Raw genomic sequence first — 16,147 nt, 5'->3', positions numbered from 1 at the left:
ATGCCATTACCCGGTCACCAACTGGAATCGGTGACTCCGCGGCCGTCGGCGTGCTCCGGGCTCAGTGTTTCGACATCACTGAAGGCCATCGGCCCGCTACCGTCGGCGGCGGCGGCGGTCAGTTCCTGCCGTTCCGCGGAACCGGGCGCCGCCGTGGAAACCGGTGGTGGCGTGGGCATAGCGGCGGTGAGGTCCGGCATACCCTCGATCAGGTCGGAGAGCTTGGGCAGCCTGGCGCGCCGTTCGTGCAACGGCGACATCAACTCCTGCCCCTTGCGCGCCACCTCGGCAGCGGCCTGCTGCGCCGCCTCGGTCACCGCCCGGGCGATCTCCGCGTATCCGAGATCCTCGATATCGGGCCCGAATTTGGTCTCGATGACCGTGCCGTCCGCATTGACCGTGACCGTCACCCGTCTACGTACCGTCGCGCTCGCGGTGAGCAGGGTTCGTTCCTGTTGCACCCGCGCGATCGCGCGCAGTTGCTGTTGGACACCGTCGAGCACCGAAGCCATCTCGGCGCGGGCATGTTCGTTTGCCATGAGCTGAGCCGAATTCCGTCGCTACCGGTACGTGTCGCCGTTGCCGTGATCCATATCGCGAATATCGTTGGCGGCCTTGACCTGAGCGGTGGAGAAGTTGCCGAAGGTTTCTGCCATGTTCTCGGTGCTATCGGTCAGACCGTCTCGCGACTTCTTGTATCCGCTGTCACCGTTGGCGAATCGATCGCCGATCTTGTCGTCGCCCCACGGTTCGCCGCGGTTGGCGATGGCGGCCTCCAACTGGAGGAGCACACTATTGATCCGATCGCGCACGTCACCGGTCTTACCCCCAGCCTTACGCAGTCGGTCCTCGTAGACTTTCAGATTGTCGGCCATGCCGTTCTCCTCCAGCTCCCGCGGGACCGCCCCGCACCCTTCACATCGGATCGTGCCTTTCGACGATCGCAGCCGAGGGCGACCGATTCCTTGCCCGAACGTGAACGAGAAGTGCCCAGCCAGTGACAGCGCGTCACTTTCTCGTCAGCGGGATCCGACAATCACACAGATGCGATCTGGCCGAAAAGATCTGCCACCGCATATTTTCGAGGTTCTGATGCCCGCGCAGGCAACCGCACCGGGCGCCGCCGGAGACCCGGGATCAACCTGTCCGATAACCGCTGGTCCCCGCGTTCTCCCGGCGCGCAGCCTGCGCCGAACCGCCACACCAGAAATCTGACGAATTCTTGACGCCGGATGCACATAGCGGTCGTCGATTTCGGGCAGCGGCCGAGGGGCTACCTGCGAGCAGCCGCGACCGTTACCCGGCTGCGCACCGTGGCGCAGGCGGTGAGCAGCGGAATCAGCGATCGGTATGGATCAAGACGAGATCATGAACCCGTCATTGCTCCGCTAATCCTGGAGTTCCCAGTGGGTTTCGATTCGCTCGAGGATCGTTTCGACCGAGTTGTCGATCTTCGAGGTCAACCATTTCTTACCCATGCCGACGGCCATCGGGGCGCCATTGGGCAGCTCGATGACGTAGCGACCGTCACTGGGCAGGTCGCGCCACACGAGGATGTGTTCGAGGATGCCGCGCGGCCCGAACTTCGAGTGTCCCTGGACAATCGTGATCGAACCGGTTCGATCCGCGGGGATGCCGAAGAATTCGGCGCTACGCCCGGCGCCGGAGGAATCGACTTCCTCGGTCACCAACGATCCACCGCTACTGATCCGTTCGAGGTCATCGAGGTTGTCGGTAACGATCGGAATGCTGCCGCGGCGACCGGCTTCGATATTCGGAGGCAACAGCCGGACCACCGCTTCGGCCAGGCCCCGGGGCCCGCAGTCGATGATCGTGTATCCACTGCTGTGCATGAAGGTTTCGCCGGGAGCCTGGGTCACCAGATAGCCCTGCGTGCCGGATCGGACCGCGAGGCCGCGAATCCACTTCTCCGGAGCCTGGAAATCCCCGTCGTACCAACCCAATACCTTGATGGCCACGTCCGGGCGATAAAGGAGCGGGATGATGTCCGGGATCACGGGATCCAAGTCAGGTTGCAAACGCTCCCAGGTCAGGTACTTCTCCCGCTCGTAATCGTCCAGATACGGGATCCGGGCCATGAAGGTGAGCGGATCGGGGACGTTGCTCTTGGCGAACCGCTCACAGAGGACCCGGAATTCGAGGTCGGTGAACTCCCAGCGCTGGTGGTTCACACCTCACCCGCCGGGCGCGCCTCTTCGAGCGAGAAGAAGTCCATCTCGGAGAGATCCTCGGTCTGCCGCACCAGCGGTTCCTGCTGCGCCGGCGCCGCCGCCACGCCGGAGAAGCCCAGGCCACGGCCACCGGCGGACGAATCGGACTCCGGAATGCCCGCACCGGAACTCGGCACAGCCGCCGTCGCGGGCTCGGGACTGGTCGGCGGTCCGACCAACTGATCGATCGAGGGCAAGGACACTCCGGGCAAGCCGACCCCGGGCACGGAGGCCCGCGGGAACAGGCGCTGCTCGGGTGCGGTCGTCGACTTGCCGTCGCCCGCGGCGGGCTTTTCTTCCTCACCGGGCTTGGCGGCGAGGTCCTCCGGCTTGATTCCGAGGGCTTCGGCGAGGGGCTTCAGTTCCGGGTTCTTCGCCAGCAGATCTTTGAGCTCGGGCGACTTGGCGAGTGCGTCCTTGAGTTCCGGGAACCGCTCGAACAGGCCGCTGAGCGCGGCGAAGTTCGGCGTACCCGCCGCCGGATTCGTCGCCTGCTGCACTGCCTGTTGCAATGCCTGCTGCAGACCCGGCAAGGCCTGGGTCAGGGCCGGGATCGCCGAGGACAGCGCGCTCATGAGTGGGCTGAGCATGTCCTGGCCGCCGCTGCCGGACTGCTGGCCGGTACCCGACCCACTACCCGAACCCGAACCAGTGCCGCCGCCGGAACCGGTGCCGCCGCCCGAACCATTGCCGGAACCGTTGCCCGAGCCATTCTTGTTCTGGCCGTTGGCGTCCTTGTTGCCGTCTTTGTCCTTGCCGTCCTTATCCTGGCCGGTACCGGGCTGCTGGCCGGTACCCGGCTGCTGGCCCGAACCTTGCCCGCTGCCGCCCTTGCCACCGCCACTACCGCCGCCGGTGCCACCCCCGCTGCCGCCGCCGTTGTTGTTGCCGTTGCCATTCCCGTTCGGATCCTTGTTCGGGTCCTTATTGGGATCTTTGGTCGGATCCTTGGTCGGATCCTTGACGGCCGGTGGAGCGGTCGCCGCCATCGCCGCGGCGACCACCGGGAAGGACTTGTCCGACCACTCGATCCCCTTGTTGTAGTTATCTCTGAACTCGTCCTGGTAGTGCTTGAGACTCTCCCCGCAGCTCTCGTGGTGTGGCTTCGGAGGCATGGACCATTTCGTGGCGTAGAGCCAATCGGTGGTGTACTCGAGATTCGCCTTCATCACCGACATGCCATAGCTCAGGTCGCGGACGGTATCCGCATACTTGCCAATGGCTTCGCGCGCGTAGTCCCCTCCCTCGCTCTTCCAGCTCTCGGTCGTGATCACCTGCAGCTTGTCGTGCAATTCGCGCGCCGCCGCATAGGATTTGTCGGCCAGCACACCCCACACCGGTGCATGTTCGGCAACCTGCCAGGGATCGATTTTTTTCCCCAGGTCGTGCAGCGGCCCCCAATCCATTGACTCCGGCGTGTCGAGCCGGATCGGCCAGGAGTTGTCCTCCAGCTTTGTCGCGGGCTTGCTCAGACCACCTGGGATCTTCGCCGTGTCGGGATCCTTCTGTATCGAGAAGTTCGACGGAAAATACATGGGGGTCTTGCTCTTGTCGTACGGGACAGTCTTCGCACCGGGCGAACCCGTGGCGTCCCTGAGGTCCTTGAGCGTGTTCGCCGACTGATGATCGGCGCCCTTGTACGCCTGGCCCGCCGCCCGGAACATATCCACCAGGTCGGACAGCGTCTTCAGGTGGTTATCGAACTCCTCGTCGAACTTGCCGGCCTTCTGGTTGAACTTGGTTGCCAGCTGATTACCGGAGTCGCGCCCGCCGAACTTCCCGCTGTCGAGGTTGTCGAGATTCTGCTGCCGGTATAGATCTTTGAAGCCCTTGATTGCCGCGGCCATGTCCTGGCACGCTTTCGCCGCGGTGAGCGCCGCATCCGGCCAGATCTCGATCTTCTTCGACCCCGCCAACCCCGACCAGGAAGTACTGTCACCCACGCAACGCTCCTCCGACGTGCTCACCCGACGACACTCGTCCGAAACACGGTATGCCGGGTGGGTTACAAGTGTATGGCATCAGAATGAAGCACACACGGCATCGCCGATCGTCCGTTCGATCAATCGACACTACCGCGAAACCCTTGAGAGACAAGGGCGGACAGTGCATCCGCAGCTCACCGACCGGCATCGGTGACGCCCCGGCGAGATCCCGATCGAGCTTCTCGACGTCGTCGTACTGGATCGACGCTCGTCGAGCGTGTCACGCTCCGGGGCATCCCGCGGAGCGACGCTGCGACTCTCGTCGCGTCACCTAACCATGCAGCTCCCAGTGCGTTTCCATCCGATCGAGCATGTTCTCGATCGAGGAATTGATCTTCGCGACCAGCCCTCCGGCACCGATGCCGACGGCGATCGGCGCATCGGAAGGTAGTTCGATCAGGTAGCGGCCGTCGTCCGGCAGGTCGCGCCACACCAGATGGTGCCGGTGCACGCCGCGCGGACCGAACTTCGAGTGACCCTGGATAACGGTGATCGCGCCGGTCTTGCTGGCGGGGGTGTTGAGGAACTGCTCACTGTGCCTGGCACCGGAGTAATCGACTTCCTCGGTCACCAGCGACCCACCGGATCGGAAGCCCTCGAGGTCACCCTCCTGATCGATCACGATCGGGATGCTGCCGCGCCGTCCCGCCTCGACCTGCGGCAGCATTCGCACCACGGTTTCGGCGATGGCGCGCGGACCGCATTCGGTGATCGTGTAACCGCCACTGTGCGAGACGGTTTCGCCTGGATGCTGCGAGATAACGTAACCATGCATGCCGGATCGGATGCCACGCAATCGGATCCACTGCTTCGGATCTGTCCGGTCCTGGTCATACCAGCCCACCACGCGAACCAAGACCTCGGGGCGCGCTTGGAGCAGCTCACGGATCGCGGGATCCACGGTGTCCCGCAAACGCTCCCAGGTCCGGTACTTCTCGTTCAGGTACTGATCGAGATACTTGGTCCGACAGGTGTAGGTCAGCGGAGTCGGGATGCCGCTCTCCTCATCGATATACCGGTCCCAGAGCACCCGGAATTCGAGGTCGGTGAACTCCCACTGCTGCGTCACGACTCACCCGCCGGCCGCGCCTCTTCCAGCGAAAAGAAGTCTTCCTCGGGTAACTCGACCTGCCGCACAACGGGTTCCGATTGAGTCGGCGCGGCCACAACCCCGGGGGAGCCGAGACCGCGTGCACCACTCGGCGCATCGGACTCGATAACGCCCGCACCGGATTCGACAGGTGTATCCACGATCGCGGGCTCCGCGCGAGTCGCCGGCCCCAGCAACTCATCCAGATTCGGCAAGGTGACACCCGGAATGGACGCACGCGGGAACAGACGTGGAGTGGCCGAAGGATCCACTTTCCCAGCACTCTCGGCGGGTTTGCCTTCGGACGATGTGCCTTGTTCGGGTTTGCCTGCGAGATCCCCCGCTGGGATCCCGAGCATTTCGCCGAGCGGCTTCAGCGCGGGGGTCTTGGCAATCAGCGCCTGGAGTTCCGGCGACTTGGCCAGCACCTGCGCGAGCTCCGGGTACTTCTCGAACAGAGCGCCGAAGGCCTTGAAGTCAGCGGTTCCGGCAACCGGGTTGAGGGCTTGGAGTTGGGCCAGCGCCTGCGTCAAGGCTGGGAGCGCCTGGGCCACGCCTGGGATCGCCTGTGACAATGCATTCATCAACGGGCCGAGCCAGTCCTGTCCGGACTGCTGGGCGCCGGTGCCCGCGCCGCCTGTGCCGCTGCCGCTATTGCCGCTACCACCGCCGCCGCCGGTGTTGCCGCCGCCGGTGTTGCCTTGGCCTTTGTCCTTGCCCTGCCCCTGACCCTGACCCTGACCTTGGCCCTGACCTTGACCTCGGCCCTGCCCTTGACCCTGCCCTTGACCCTGGCGTCGGCCTTGGCCCTGCCCTTGGCTCTGGCTCTGGCCCTGGCCTTGACCGCTCCCGCTCCCGCCATGGTCTTTGCCTTTGTCGAGGTCTTTGCCCTTGCCGGGGTCGTCTTTGCCCTTCTCGGGATCGACTTTCGGCGGAGCGCCCGGGGTAGGCGGCGCGGTGAATGACGGAAAGCCCTTATCGGTCTGCATCAGGCCTTCTGCGTAGTACTTCCAGTAATCGTTCCGCTTGTCCTCGAGGTCTTCGCCGCAATCGGGTTCGACCACCTCCCGCGGCATGTTCTCCATGGTCGCGAACAGCCACCGCGACGTGTAGTCGAGGTTCCGACTGACCACCAGCATCTCGCCGCTGAGCTTGCGCGCGTTCTCGCTGTACTTGCCGATCGCGGCGAGAGCCGAATCAGCACCCTGGCTTTCCCAGGTATCCGCGGTCAGCCTCTTCAGGTGCTGTTCCAGCTTGCCCGCTTCCTTGTAGACCTCGTCCGACATGTACTTCCACATGTCCCCGGCGGTCCACGCCGTCACTGACTTGATCGCCAAGCCGAGGTCGACGAGCTCACGCCATTCCATCGAGCTCTTCGGCTCCGGCTGAATGGGGTTGCTGTCATCCATCGTGGGCTTGGACACCCAGTTCGGGGCCTCCGGCTTGGGATCGTCGCCGCCGATGTCCGGGACCGGGTACTTCCCGGCCTTATGCGTGAGGTTGTTGCCTTTATCGGGCGAGGTCACCACACCCCGGAGGGCGTCGAACTCCGCCTTCGTCCCTTTATCCGTCCCCTCGTACGCGGCGCCCGCAGCCTTGAACAAGTCGCCGAGATCCGTCAGCGTCTTCACATGGTCGCCGAGCCGCTGCTGTAGGTCGTACGCCTTCCGGTTGAACTTGTCCGAGAGCTCCAAGGCGGAACGATGACCGCCGAAGTCTCCGAAGTCCTTCGCGGGAAGCTTCGCGACATTGTCGCCGCTCGCCAGGGCTTTCAAACCCAGCAACTGCATGATCATGTCGTGACAGCCATTCGCACAGGCCAAGGCCACACTCGGAATGACCTTGACCTTGCGCTCCTTCGCCGCGGCAGTCACACCCGACCATGTCGATTGATCACCCACGAAGAACGCTCCTCCGACACCCACAACCCGACGAGGCTCGCGATGTCGTCGCAAAACCCTTGGGATCCAATGCCTCTCCTTTCATCTCGGATCACCAGCCCGCATCGGTGACGCCGCGGCGAGCATCGCCGCCGAGCTGTTCGACGTCGCCGTAGTGCACCGATGCCCCATCGGACACCTGGCGCTCCGCGGCATCCGGCGGAGCAAGCGATACCGTCGGCGGCTGCGGTATCACGTCGGTCAGATCGGGCATGCCGTCGATCAGATCGGTAAGTTTCGGTAGCCGCGCGTGCCGCGTTTGGATGGGCAGTATCAGCTGCTGCGCTTGCCGCGCGGCATCGGCCGATGCCTCCTGCGCGGCGGCCGTTACCGCGCGCGCGATCTCCGCGTGACTCAAATCCTCGATGTTGCTGCCGAATTTGACCTCGATGATCGTGTTTTCGGCATTCACCGCGACCGACACCCGCCTACCGCGCGCGGTGCCGCGGCCCACGATCTGCGCGCGCTCCTGCTGCACCTGCGCGATCATGCGGAACTGGTCCTGCACTTCGTCCAGAATGTCGGCCATCTCGGACCGGACACGTTCGTTCGCCATCCAACCTCCTCGACTCACATCGACCCCGGCAGGAACAGCCGAGCTCGTCGCTGACCGTTCGCCAGCACGTCCCGCACGAACAACCCGAGATCGCTGCTGGGATGCGGGCTCCGGTACTGCACCGCGCACACCCGCGCGCCACGAAACGACACCGCGAAGTACGAATACGTGCCGTTGCTCCACCACTCGACGTAGACAGCGGGATCGTCCAACTGCACGACGAACGTGCCGACGCGCAGCATCAGTCCGAACCGGTCCCGGTAGAACACCACCGGCATACCGTCGAAATCGCCGAAGACACCGCGCAATTGGCTCAGCGTCTGTGGTGACGGCGGACCGGCCGCGCGCAGCAAGCCCGTCTCCGGTTGCAGCTCGGCCAGCTCACCGAACCCGCTCATAGACCGGACCAGGACCCCCTCGACAGCCGGAACCCACGCGGGACCCGCACCGGCACGAGGCCAGGAGGATGCCGGCGCCGGCCTACCCGCAGTCGGCATCTGCCCTATTGGCGGTGAAGACATCGCTTGCGGCGGCGCCGAACCCGCTGCGGGCGTGGATGATCCGCCACTGCCCGCGCCATGGGCTACCGAACCGTCATTGCCCGCAAACCCGTTTCCGGCGACACCGAACCCACTCGGCGTCGATCCGTGAACGGCCGCGGCGGGGGTGACTTGTACCGGTTCGGTTGCAGCGGTCTGCGGGGTGCGGGTGTTACCCGGATTCTCCGGGTCCTCCGGGTCCTCCGGGTCCTCCGGGTCCTCCGGGTCCTCCGGGTCCTCCGGGTCCTCCGGATCTTCCGGGTCCTCCGGATCTTCCGGGTCTTCCGGGTCTTCCGGGTCTTCCGGGTCTTCCGGGTCTTCCGGGTCTTCCGGGTCCTCCGGGTCCTCCGGGTCCTCCGGGTCCTCCGGGTCCTCCGGATCTTCCGGGTCCTCCGGATCTTCCGGGTCCTCCGGGTCCTCCGGGTCCTCCGGGTCCTCCGGGTCCTCCGGGTCCTCCGGGTCCTCCGGGTCCTCCGGGTCCTCCGGATCTTCCGGGTCCTCCGGGTCCTCCGGGTCCTCCGGGTCCTCCGGGTCCTCCGGGTCCTCCGGATCTTCCGGATCTTCCGGATCTTCCGGATCTTCCGGATCTTCCGGATCTTCCGGGTCCTGGGGGTCCTGTGGGTCCTCGGGCTCCGGTTCGGGCTCCGGCTCCGGTTCGGGCTCCGGCTCCGGTTCGGGTTCCGGCTCCGGCTCCGGTTCCGGTTCGGGTTCCGGCTCCGGTTCCGGTTCGGGTTCCGGTTCGGGTTCCGGCTGCGGATTGGTCGCAGGCTTGTCCCACACGCTGTCGGCAGGTTTGTCCGGCGCCGTGTATGGAGTGATCCCATCCGCACCGTCGGGGTCGAAATACCTTGGCGTGTACGGTATAGCCGAGGTCAGACCCGGTTCCTGCCGAGGCTGCGGCCCGGATCCGGCACCCGCCTGCGAACTTCCACCACTCGACGACCCCGAGCTGGAAGAGCCGCCACCACTCGAATTTCCCGCACCGGCCGAAGACCCGCCACCCGCGGAGGAACCGCCACCAGCCGAGGTACCGCCACCCGTGGGTGTCGATGAACCACCGCCAGAAGCTGCTCCAGTTCCGGTCGACGAACCACCGGTCGAAGCGCCACCTGTCGTCGAGGAACCACCACCGGACGAAGCACCACCACCGGTCGAACCACCACCCGTAGAACTACCACCACCCGTAGAACTACCACTGCCAGTCGATGAACCTCCACCAGTAGAACCGGTCGAAGCACCACCACTGCTGGTGGATCCACTACCGGGTGAAGATCCACCACCAGACGACGTGGACGAACCACCACCCGTAGAAGTACCACCACCCGAAGCAGTCGACGAACCAGCGGTCGAAGCGCCACCTGCAGTGGAGGAACCACCACCGGACGAAGCACCACCGCTGGTCGAACCACCAGAAGACGCCCCAGCGCCAGTCGAAGCACCACCACCGCTGGTGGATCCACCACCAGATGAAGTACCACCACCAGCGGAAGTGGACGAGCCACCGCCAGAAGCGCCACTGCCACTGGAAGTTCCGCCCGCGGACGAACCACCACCCGTGGGAGTCGATGAACCACCGCCAGAAGACGCTCCAGCGCCAGGCGAAGTACCACCACCCGAAGCAGACGACGAACCACCGGTCGAAGCGCCACCTGCAGTCGAGGAACCACCACCGGACGAAGCTCCACCGCCGACGGAAGTGGATGCGCCTCCGCCAGAGGTTGTTCCAGCTCCGGTCGAGGTACCCGCACCGGCGGCCGAGCTCCCACTTGTCGCGGAGCTACCGCCCGAAGAAGTTCCGCTGCCTGCGGTGGATGTTCCGGATGCGGTCGAGGTTGCGCCTGCGTTCGCGGGTGCGGCGTTGATCGGTGATCCTGAGCCGCTGAATGTTCCGGTGCCGGTTGCTAGGCCTGCGCCGCTCGAGGTGCCGGTCGACGAGCCGCCGCCCGCGGATGTGCCCGCGCCACCCGAGGAACCACTCGTAGAACCACCACCCGTGGATGTGCCGCCGCCGCTCGAGGAACCACCTGTAGCACCGCCGCCCGCAGCCGACGCACCGGCGGAGCTGCCGCCACCAGCCGAATGCCCTCCGCCCGCAGATGTTCCAGCACCCGAGCCCGCACCAGCGCCGGTCGATGAACCACCACCGGTAGATGTGCCACCTGCCGTCGATGAACCTCCGCCAGATGATGCCCCACCGCTGGTCGACGAACCGCCCGCGGAATTACTGCTACCAGAGGATGTTCCAGCTCCAGACGACGAACCGCTACCAGAAGTGCCACTGCCGCTGGAAGTTCCGCCAGCAGAGGAGCCACCACCGGACGACGAACCAGCGCCAGTCGAAGCACCACCACTGGTGGATCCCCTACCGGTGGAAGTAGGACCGGACGAAGTTCCGCCGCCTGCCGAAGAACCACCAGCAGAGGAACCACTACCCGTAGAAGTACCGCCACTGGTCGACCCACCACCGGCAGCGGAAGTGGACGTCCCACCACCAGCAGACGTCCCACCACCGGTGGATGTCCCACCAGCAGTCGAAGTAGAGGATCCGCCGCCAGAAGACGTTCCAGCCCCGGACGACGACCCACCAGTCGAGGCGCCGCCAGCCGAATGCCCTCCGCCCGTGGATGTTCCAGCGCCGGTCGAGGCACCACCACCCGTAGACGATCCACCCCCGGTCGGCAACCCACCACTCGGAGGCCGGAAACTCGTTGCGCCGGAATTCGTTCCGTCGAACATCGAGATCCCGTTGCGCCCACCGTGGCGACCGAAGCGCGCACCTTTCGACCCGCCGACCAACGCGCCGTACGCGCCACCGCTGGTGACGACGCGGGGGTCCCAGGCAAATGCGGAGCCGGTGACGAGATTTCCGGCGATTTGTGAGGCGTAGGCGCTGCCGATGCCCGCCAAGGTGCCGATCGCGATGCCTTTCGCGGCTCCGGTCCACGCATTGGTCGGGATATGGGCAACCGCCCCGAGCTTGGTAAAGCCCTTGGTGAGTCCCTTGGTCAGCGGCGCGCCCGCGGCGCCCGCCGCGGCCGAGCTGACCGCGGTGACCTTGACTCGCTCCCAGTCCACGCTGTCCCGCTTGCCCGCAGCAACCTGGCCGGCCTGGATCGCGAGGTCCTGCCCGGCGCCCAGCACCGTGCTGATGACGACGTGCTTGGCCGCGAATTTGATGAGGGCGGCCAGCCCGATCCTGCCTGCGAACCGGACGATGGCGGCGATCGCTCGGTTGGCCATCAGCCGGATCGCCACGCGGGCGAGAGCGGTCGCGATGGCTTGATTGATCCACGCTGTCGGCGGCCAGAGCCAGGCGATGGCGATTTCGGCGGCCAGCATGCCGAGCGAGCTGATGATGAGGATCTTGGTGTATTGGATTTCGGTGGCGGTCGCGTCGGCGGATTCGGCGACTTCGATCAGGATCTCGGCCAGCCGCTCGATCGACTGGTCGCCGGTCGCGAGCTTGTCGAGTGCCGTTTTCATGGCTTCGACGCCTTCACCCCATGGATAAGCGTCGATGGTGTGTTTGGTCGCGGCCCGCAAGTCCGGGAGCAACTTCGTGAGTTCCTCGCTGGCATGGCGCCAGTCGTCGGCGAGATCCCACATTTTGTCTTCATCGCCGTCCGGCCAGTCCGAACCCGCGACATACCCGAGCCATTGCAGGCCGTCGGGAATATTGAGAGACACTCCCGTTCCGCGCTACCCGCGGATATTCGTTTTGTCCATGCGCCGCAGTTCTTTTGCGGCCTTCAGCTGACCGTCGTGGTACGCCCCGAAGGTGTTCGCGACATTGCCGATACCCTCGGTGAGGTTCTTGCGAGCGGCGAGGTAGCCGTTGTCGTCGTTGCCGTCGGCGAAACTGCTGCCGTAGCCGTCCGGGCCCCATGGCGCGCCCAAGCCGTCCAGCGAGTTCTCCAGGTTGCTCAGAATGGTTCGCACCCTGTCGCGCAGCTCGCCCATTTCCCGCGCCGCGCCTTCCAATTGGATGGGGGATACCTCGAGCTTCTTCGTCATATCTACCCCTTCCACCAGCGAACCGAATTCGACGATGGCATGAACCGGATGCGACGGACAGGTGGCCGCGAGCAAATTTACGTGCCCCTGATATCCGCTGTGGCACAACGCATCTGACCCATATCGATACCCCGCGCACATCGATACTGGTCCGGGGCGCACCGTCGAATACGGCGGGCGCCCACCCGAGCGGACACCTTCTTGACATCTTCTTGACGGACCGGCGGCCGGCCCTACGCGGTGGACGAATGCGCGCGCCGCAGTTCCTCGGCGAGCGTATGGAATACGAGGAAGTTCGGGATGTCGCTGACGGGCCGATCGATCAGGGCTCGCCACTTCCCTGCGACGCGCAGCCGGACGAATCCGTCCTGCACCGCAATCTCCTCCAACTGCCCCCACCCGACAGTCTCGGCACCGGATCCGACCGCCCCCTCGGTCATCCAGATCTCGTCGAATTCGAGCCGCTGTCCGGTCGCCAGCGCGGCCCTGGCCGGCGGCAACTGCGCGGCCGCGACCGCGTGTTGAATGGCCTCGCCCCATTCGTCCGGGCGCTCCAGCACGTCGCCGAGCACAATCGGATCACCCATGAGATCGGTGCAGGTATAGGTGTAGGTGATGTGGGTGGGCGTGCCGTACTCGATGCGCTGCACGATCTTCCGCCACACCCGCGTCGTGTCGTATCGGAACACCGAGACCCGGCCCTGGTAGACGTACACGAATCCCCGCTCGTAGCGATCCAGCCGCGCATCCCGATTCCGGTTGGCTACGAACCTGATCCAACCGACCTCCAGCAGCAGCCTGCCCCCGAACACCACCACGAAGACCAGGGCGATGATTGCCACGATGTACGCCTGTGCGACGGCAGAGACCACTAACGCCCAACAGCTGACGATGGTCACTATGACGACCGTCCGATACCGCCGCCAGTCCAGCCGCACCGGCAGATACGTCCGCAGCCAATGACCGAGACCGGCATCGCTCGCCGCCCGCGCCACGGCCGCTTGCAGGTTTTCACTCCGCTCCACGGTTCGGATCGTGTCAGCCCGCGATGCCCTGGATCGATGATCTTGACGGTATCTATGCCCGCGCACCCGACCGGCCCGGGGTGAGAGGATCACCGCATGCGAGTACTCGTGCAGCGTGTGACGGCAGCGCAGGTAACCGTGGACGGCGCGACGGTCGGCCGGATCGAGCCGAATCCCCAGGGCTTGGTCGCCCTGGTCGGCATCACCCACACCGATACCGAAGCCGGCGTAAAAGCCATGGCCGACAAGGTGTGGCGGCTGCGCATCCTGGACGGCGAACGCTCCGCCGCCGATCTCGACGCACCGATTCTGGTGGTCAGCCAGTTCACCCTCTATGCGGATACCGCGAAGGGCCGCCGTCCTTCCTGGTCGGCCGCGGCGCCCGGCCCGGCCGCCGAACCTCTCGTCGATGCGTTCGCCCACACCCTGCGTGATCTCGGCGCCACCGTCGCCACCGGCGAGTTCGGCGCCCACATGCATATCGAACTAGTCAACGATGGGCCCGTCACCCTGCTTCTCGAGGCCTGACACGGCCCCGTTCTCGGTCAGGACCCGTAGCGCGGCGGCCTTACGTCTGCACTGCTCGACCGAGCATTCCGCGTGGATCTTCACGATTCCGCGCGCCCGCTCCAGCGACAACGGAAAGGGCACCTTGTCACAGCGATCAATGATCGGATCGATCACGATTGCGTCCCGCTGTTCGTCCACATTGTCGTCACCCATCTCCACGAATAGCCAACGTTGCAGTGCATACCCACTGTCAAGCCACCTATCACCGCCCGGCCATCCGATACCGAGCACCGTGAACGGTACGAGCGAGGATTGCCGCAACACAATAGAAGTGCGGACAAGTGCGTGACCTCTTGTAGGTCGTTGACCAGCAAGGAGCCGGCTTGGGACCATGTCTGTCACGCACTGCCGCGTGATAGGGGCTCTCATCATGAAAGTTCGACTGCTCGGCGGACCGACCGGAGGCCAGGGGTCGCCACGGCTGTATCGGACAGACCGCAATACCTTCGCCGTACAGGGATGGAAGACGGGCCGCACGGACCGCATCGAAATCCCCCACCGGCTGCTCACCTACACCGAGCCCGGCACCTGCCTGGCGGGTCTGGAGGACACCGGGCACGGCACATTTCTCCTGTCCGGCACCCCGATGACGGACCCGGAAGCGCTCGCGGTCATGCAGATTCCCGGTCACGAGACGGCAGTCGAGGTGTCGATCACCTCGGAGGTGACGCCCGATGCGACTAGTCCCAGGCGGTGAGCCGTTCGACCGAGTCCTACGTACGGCGCGAACACGCGCCTTCCACCTAGAGAACTACGACAATTACCTAGCGACAGGCGAATCCGATTCTCTGCGACAATTTCTCGCCGACGAGACAACCGACCCCGGTGGCGAATGGTTCACTCCGTGGGCCGACCAGGTACGACGCATGGTCGGCGACGGCATCGTCATGCAACGGGCCCGCATCGTCAGCGAACCGCATACCGACTACACGCGCTTTCTACTCGCCCTGGCCCGCCACAATGTCGCGGCCGGTGAGGACGTCCGGTATCTACCGCGCGCCGACACCGACGTGGTCAGCGAGGATTTCTGGTTACTCGACGACAGCACTGTCGTCTTCAGCCTGTTCGATCTGCGGGGCTTCTGGTCCGGCGGCGCCGCCACCTCGGATTCCCGGATGGTCCGGCACGCCGCTGACATCCGGGATAAAGTCTGGCCCGCAGCAATTCCGTACCGCGACTATCTCACCCGACTATCTCCGTGACTGATGTTCTCCGTGCCAAACAAGGTCTGGGCGCGCGACTGCGCGAATTGCGTAAGGACGCACACCTGGACGGTCGTCAGCTGAGCCAAGCCGCAGGATGGCACTGGTCCAAGACCAGCCGGATCGAACACGGCAAACAGACCCCGAGCGAGAACGACGTCGCTATCTGGTGCCGGGTGTGCGACGCGGAGTTGGCGCTGCCCGATCTGATCGCCTCACTGCGCAATGTGGAAGCGCAATGGGCCGAGTGGAAGCGGATCGCCGCCACCGGTCACGCGCGTCGTCAACTCCAGTCGGTGGACCTGATGGCGCGAACCCGCCTGCTGCGCACCTACAGTTCGATCCTCATCCCCGGCCTGCTGCAGACCGAAGACTATGCGCGCGCCGTCCTGCGCACCTGCATCGATTTCCTCGGCACCCGCGACGACCTCGAGGAGGCCGTCGCCGCCCGGATGGAGCGTCAGCGAGCGCTGCGGCAGGGGCCGATCAAGACCATGATGCTGGTGGACCAAGCCGCGCTGCTCACCACCGTCGGGGACCGCGAGGTGGTCCGCGGGCAACTCGAGCATCTGCTCTCCTCGGCGTTCGGCAATCCGAGGCTGGTCTTCGGCGTGATCCCGACCGGTGCCGTATTCATCTACACCACTACCTCTTTCGACCTCTGGGAGCACACCATGGTGCAGGTCGAGACGATCAGCGCCGAGCTGACCGTGACAACCCCGTCGGAGTTGGCGTACTACGAGAAGGCGTGGGCCGCGCTGCACCGGCAGGCCCGCTACGGCGACCAGGCCAAGGCGCTGATCACGGCCGCGCTGAAGCAGCACCACGATTGACCCGCAGGCCAGACCGGACGGCCCGCTCCGCCGCCACACGGTTGTCACCGCGCACAGCGCGGACCGAACTCGCCACCCGTCGGGGCTCGCCTACGACGAAAAGGCTCGAACCGTGCTGCACCGGCAGGCCCGCTACGGCGACCAGGCCCGGGCACCGATCAC

Annotated in this window: 14 protein-coding genes; 5 read left to right on the top strand and 9 right to left on the bottom strand. The window is 65.2% G+C overall.

The window, feature by feature from the left end:
- Positions 1-14: 14 nt before the first annotated feature.
- From AB0H61_RS06550 to AB0H61_RS06515, 8 genes are all read right to left on the bottom strand, one after another.
- Positions 15-539 (bottom strand): YbaB/EbfC family nucleoid-associated protein, encoded by a 525-nt coding sequence (locus tag AB0H61_RS06550; protein ID WP_357300149.1) that lies wholly within the window; start codon positions 537-539, stop codon positions 15-17.
- A 21-nt stretch (positions 540-560) separates the two neighbouring features.
- Positions 561-875 (bottom strand): hypothetical protein, encoded by a 315-nt coding sequence (locus tag AB0H61_RS06545; protein ID WP_357300146.1) that lies wholly within the window; start codon positions 873-875, stop codon positions 561-563.
- A gap of 513 nt (positions 876-1,388) precedes the next feature.
- On the bottom strand, positions 1,389-2,192 hold the full coding sequence (locus AB0H61_RS06540; RefSeq protein ID WP_357300145.1) for an ESX secretion-associated protein EspG: 804 nt from the start codon (positions 2,190-2,192) through the stop codon (positions 1,389-1,391).
- Entirely contained in the window at positions 2,189-4,198 is a 2,010-nt protein-coding gene (locus tag AB0H61_RS06535) for a hypothetical protein (protein WP_357300143.1), read from the bottom strand. The genes AB0H61_RS06540 and AB0H61_RS06535 overlap by 4 nt, the downstream gene beginning before the upstream one ends.
- Before the next feature lie 289 nt (positions 4,199-4,487).
- A complete protein-coding gene (locus AB0H61_RS06530; protein ID WP_357300140.1) occupies positions 4,488-5,285 on the bottom strand; it encodes an ESX secretion-associated protein EspG in 798 nt (265 codons plus the stop codon).
- Positions 5,282-7,207 carry a hypothetical protein gene (locus AB0H61_RS06525; protein ID WP_357300138.1) on the bottom strand — a complete coding sequence of 642 codons (1,926 nt, stop codon included), beginning with the start codon at positions 7,205-7,207 and terminating at the stop codon, positions 5,282-5,284. The genes AB0H61_RS06530 and AB0H61_RS06525 overlap by 4 nt, the downstream gene beginning before the upstream one ends.
- A gap of 91 nt (positions 7,208-7,298) precedes the next feature.
- Positions 7,299-7,802, bottom strand: coding sequence for a YbaB/EbfC family nucleoid-associated protein (locus AB0H61_RS06520; RefSeq protein WP_357300136.1), 504 nt, complete (start codon positions 7,800-7,802; stop codon positions 7,299-7,301).
- Between the two features lie 14 nt (positions 7,803-7,816).
- Positions 7,817-9,121 carry a hypothetical protein gene (locus tag AB0H61_RS06515; protein ID WP_357300133.1) on the bottom strand — a complete coding sequence of 435 codons (1,305 nt, stop codon included), beginning with the start codon at positions 9,119-9,121 and terminating at the stop codon, positions 7,817-7,819.
- Positions 9,122-11,299: 2,178 nt separating this feature from the next.
- On the opposite strand from AB0H61_RS06515, the gene AB0H61_RS06510 reads away from it, so the two are divergent.
- Entirely contained in the window at positions 11,300-12,472 is a 1,173-nt protein-coding gene (locus tag AB0H61_RS06510; RefSeq protein ID WP_357300130.1) for a hypothetical protein, read from the top strand.
- Between the two features lie 116 nt (positions 12,473-12,588).
- Here the strand turns inward: AB0H61_RS06510 and AB0H61_RS06505 are convergent, their stop codons facing one another.
- Entirely contained in the window at positions 12,589-13,380 is a 792-nt protein-coding gene (locus AB0H61_RS06505; RefSeq protein ID WP_357300127.1) for a DUF6585 family protein, read from the bottom strand.
- Positions 13,381-13,476: 96 nt separating this feature from the next.
- Here AB0H61_RS06505 and dtd point away from each other — a divergent pair, with 96 nt between their 5' ends.
- The 4 genes from dtd (at position 13,477) to AB0H61_RS06485 (ending at position 15,985) form a co-directional block, all read left to right on the top strand.
- Entirely contained in the window at positions 13,477-13,908 is a 432-nt protein-coding gene (gene dtd / locus AB0H61_RS06500) for a D-aminoacyl-tRNA deacylase (RefSeq protein WP_357300125.1), read from the top strand.
- A gap of 412 nt (positions 13,909-14,320) precedes the next feature.
- Positions 14,321-14,647: a hypothetical protein gene (locus tag AB0H61_RS06495; protein WP_357300123.1), complete on the top strand. Its 327-nt coding sequence runs from the start codon at positions 14,321-14,323 to the stop codon at positions 14,645-14,647.
- Positions 14,625-15,152 (top strand): DUF6879 family protein, encoded by a 528-nt coding sequence (locus AB0H61_RS06490; protein WP_357300120.1) that lies wholly within the window; start codon positions 14,625-14,627, stop codon positions 15,150-15,152. The genes AB0H61_RS06495 and AB0H61_RS06490 overlap by 23 nt, the downstream gene beginning before the upstream one ends.
- Positions 15,149-15,985, top strand: coding sequence for a helix-turn-helix transcriptional regulator (locus AB0H61_RS06485; protein WP_357300117.1), 837 nt, complete (start codon positions 15,149-15,151; stop codon positions 15,983-15,985). Before AB0H61_RS06490 ends, AB0H61_RS06485 begins: the two co-directional genes overlap by 4 nt.
- Positions 15,986-16,147 lie beyond the last annotated feature (162 nt).

Origin of the sequence: Nocardia sp. NPDC050710, assembly GCF_040654375.1 — a bacterium.
In the GTDB taxonomy this organism is placed as follows: Bacteria; Actinomycetota; Actinomycetes; order Mycobacteriales; family Mycobacteriaceae; genus Nocardia.
This window is presented reverse-complemented; position numbering and strand designations above follow the sequence as displayed.

Coding starts and splice junctions, on each gene's coding strand:
- AB0H61_RS06550 (WP_357300149.1), bottom strand. CDS start 539: ATGGCAAACGAACATGCCCGCGCCGAGATGGCTTCGGTGCTCGACGGT.
- AB0H61_RS06545 (WP_357300146.1), bottom strand. CDS start 875: ATGGCCGACAATCTGAAAGTCTACGAGGACCGACTGCGTAAGGCTGGG.
- AB0H61_RS06520 (WP_357300136.1), bottom strand. CDS start 7,802: ATGGCGAACGAACGTGTCCGGTCCGAGATGGCCGACATTCTGGACGAA.
- AB0H61_RS06510 (WP_357300130.1), top strand. CDS start 11,300: ATGGGCAACCGCCCCGAGCTTGGTAAAGCCCTTGGTGAGTCCCTTGGT.
- dtd (WP_357300125.1), top strand. CDS start 13,477: ATGCGAGTACTCGTGCAGCGTGTGACGGCAGCGCAGGTAACCGTGGAC.
- AB0H61_RS06495 (WP_357300123.1), top strand. CDS start 14,321: ATGAAAGTTCGACTGCTCGGCGGACCGACCGGAGGCCAGGGGTCGCCA.
- AB0H61_RS06490 (WP_357300120.1), top strand. CDS start 14,625: ATGCGACTAGTCCCAGGCGGTGAGCCGTTCGACCGAGTCCTACGTACG.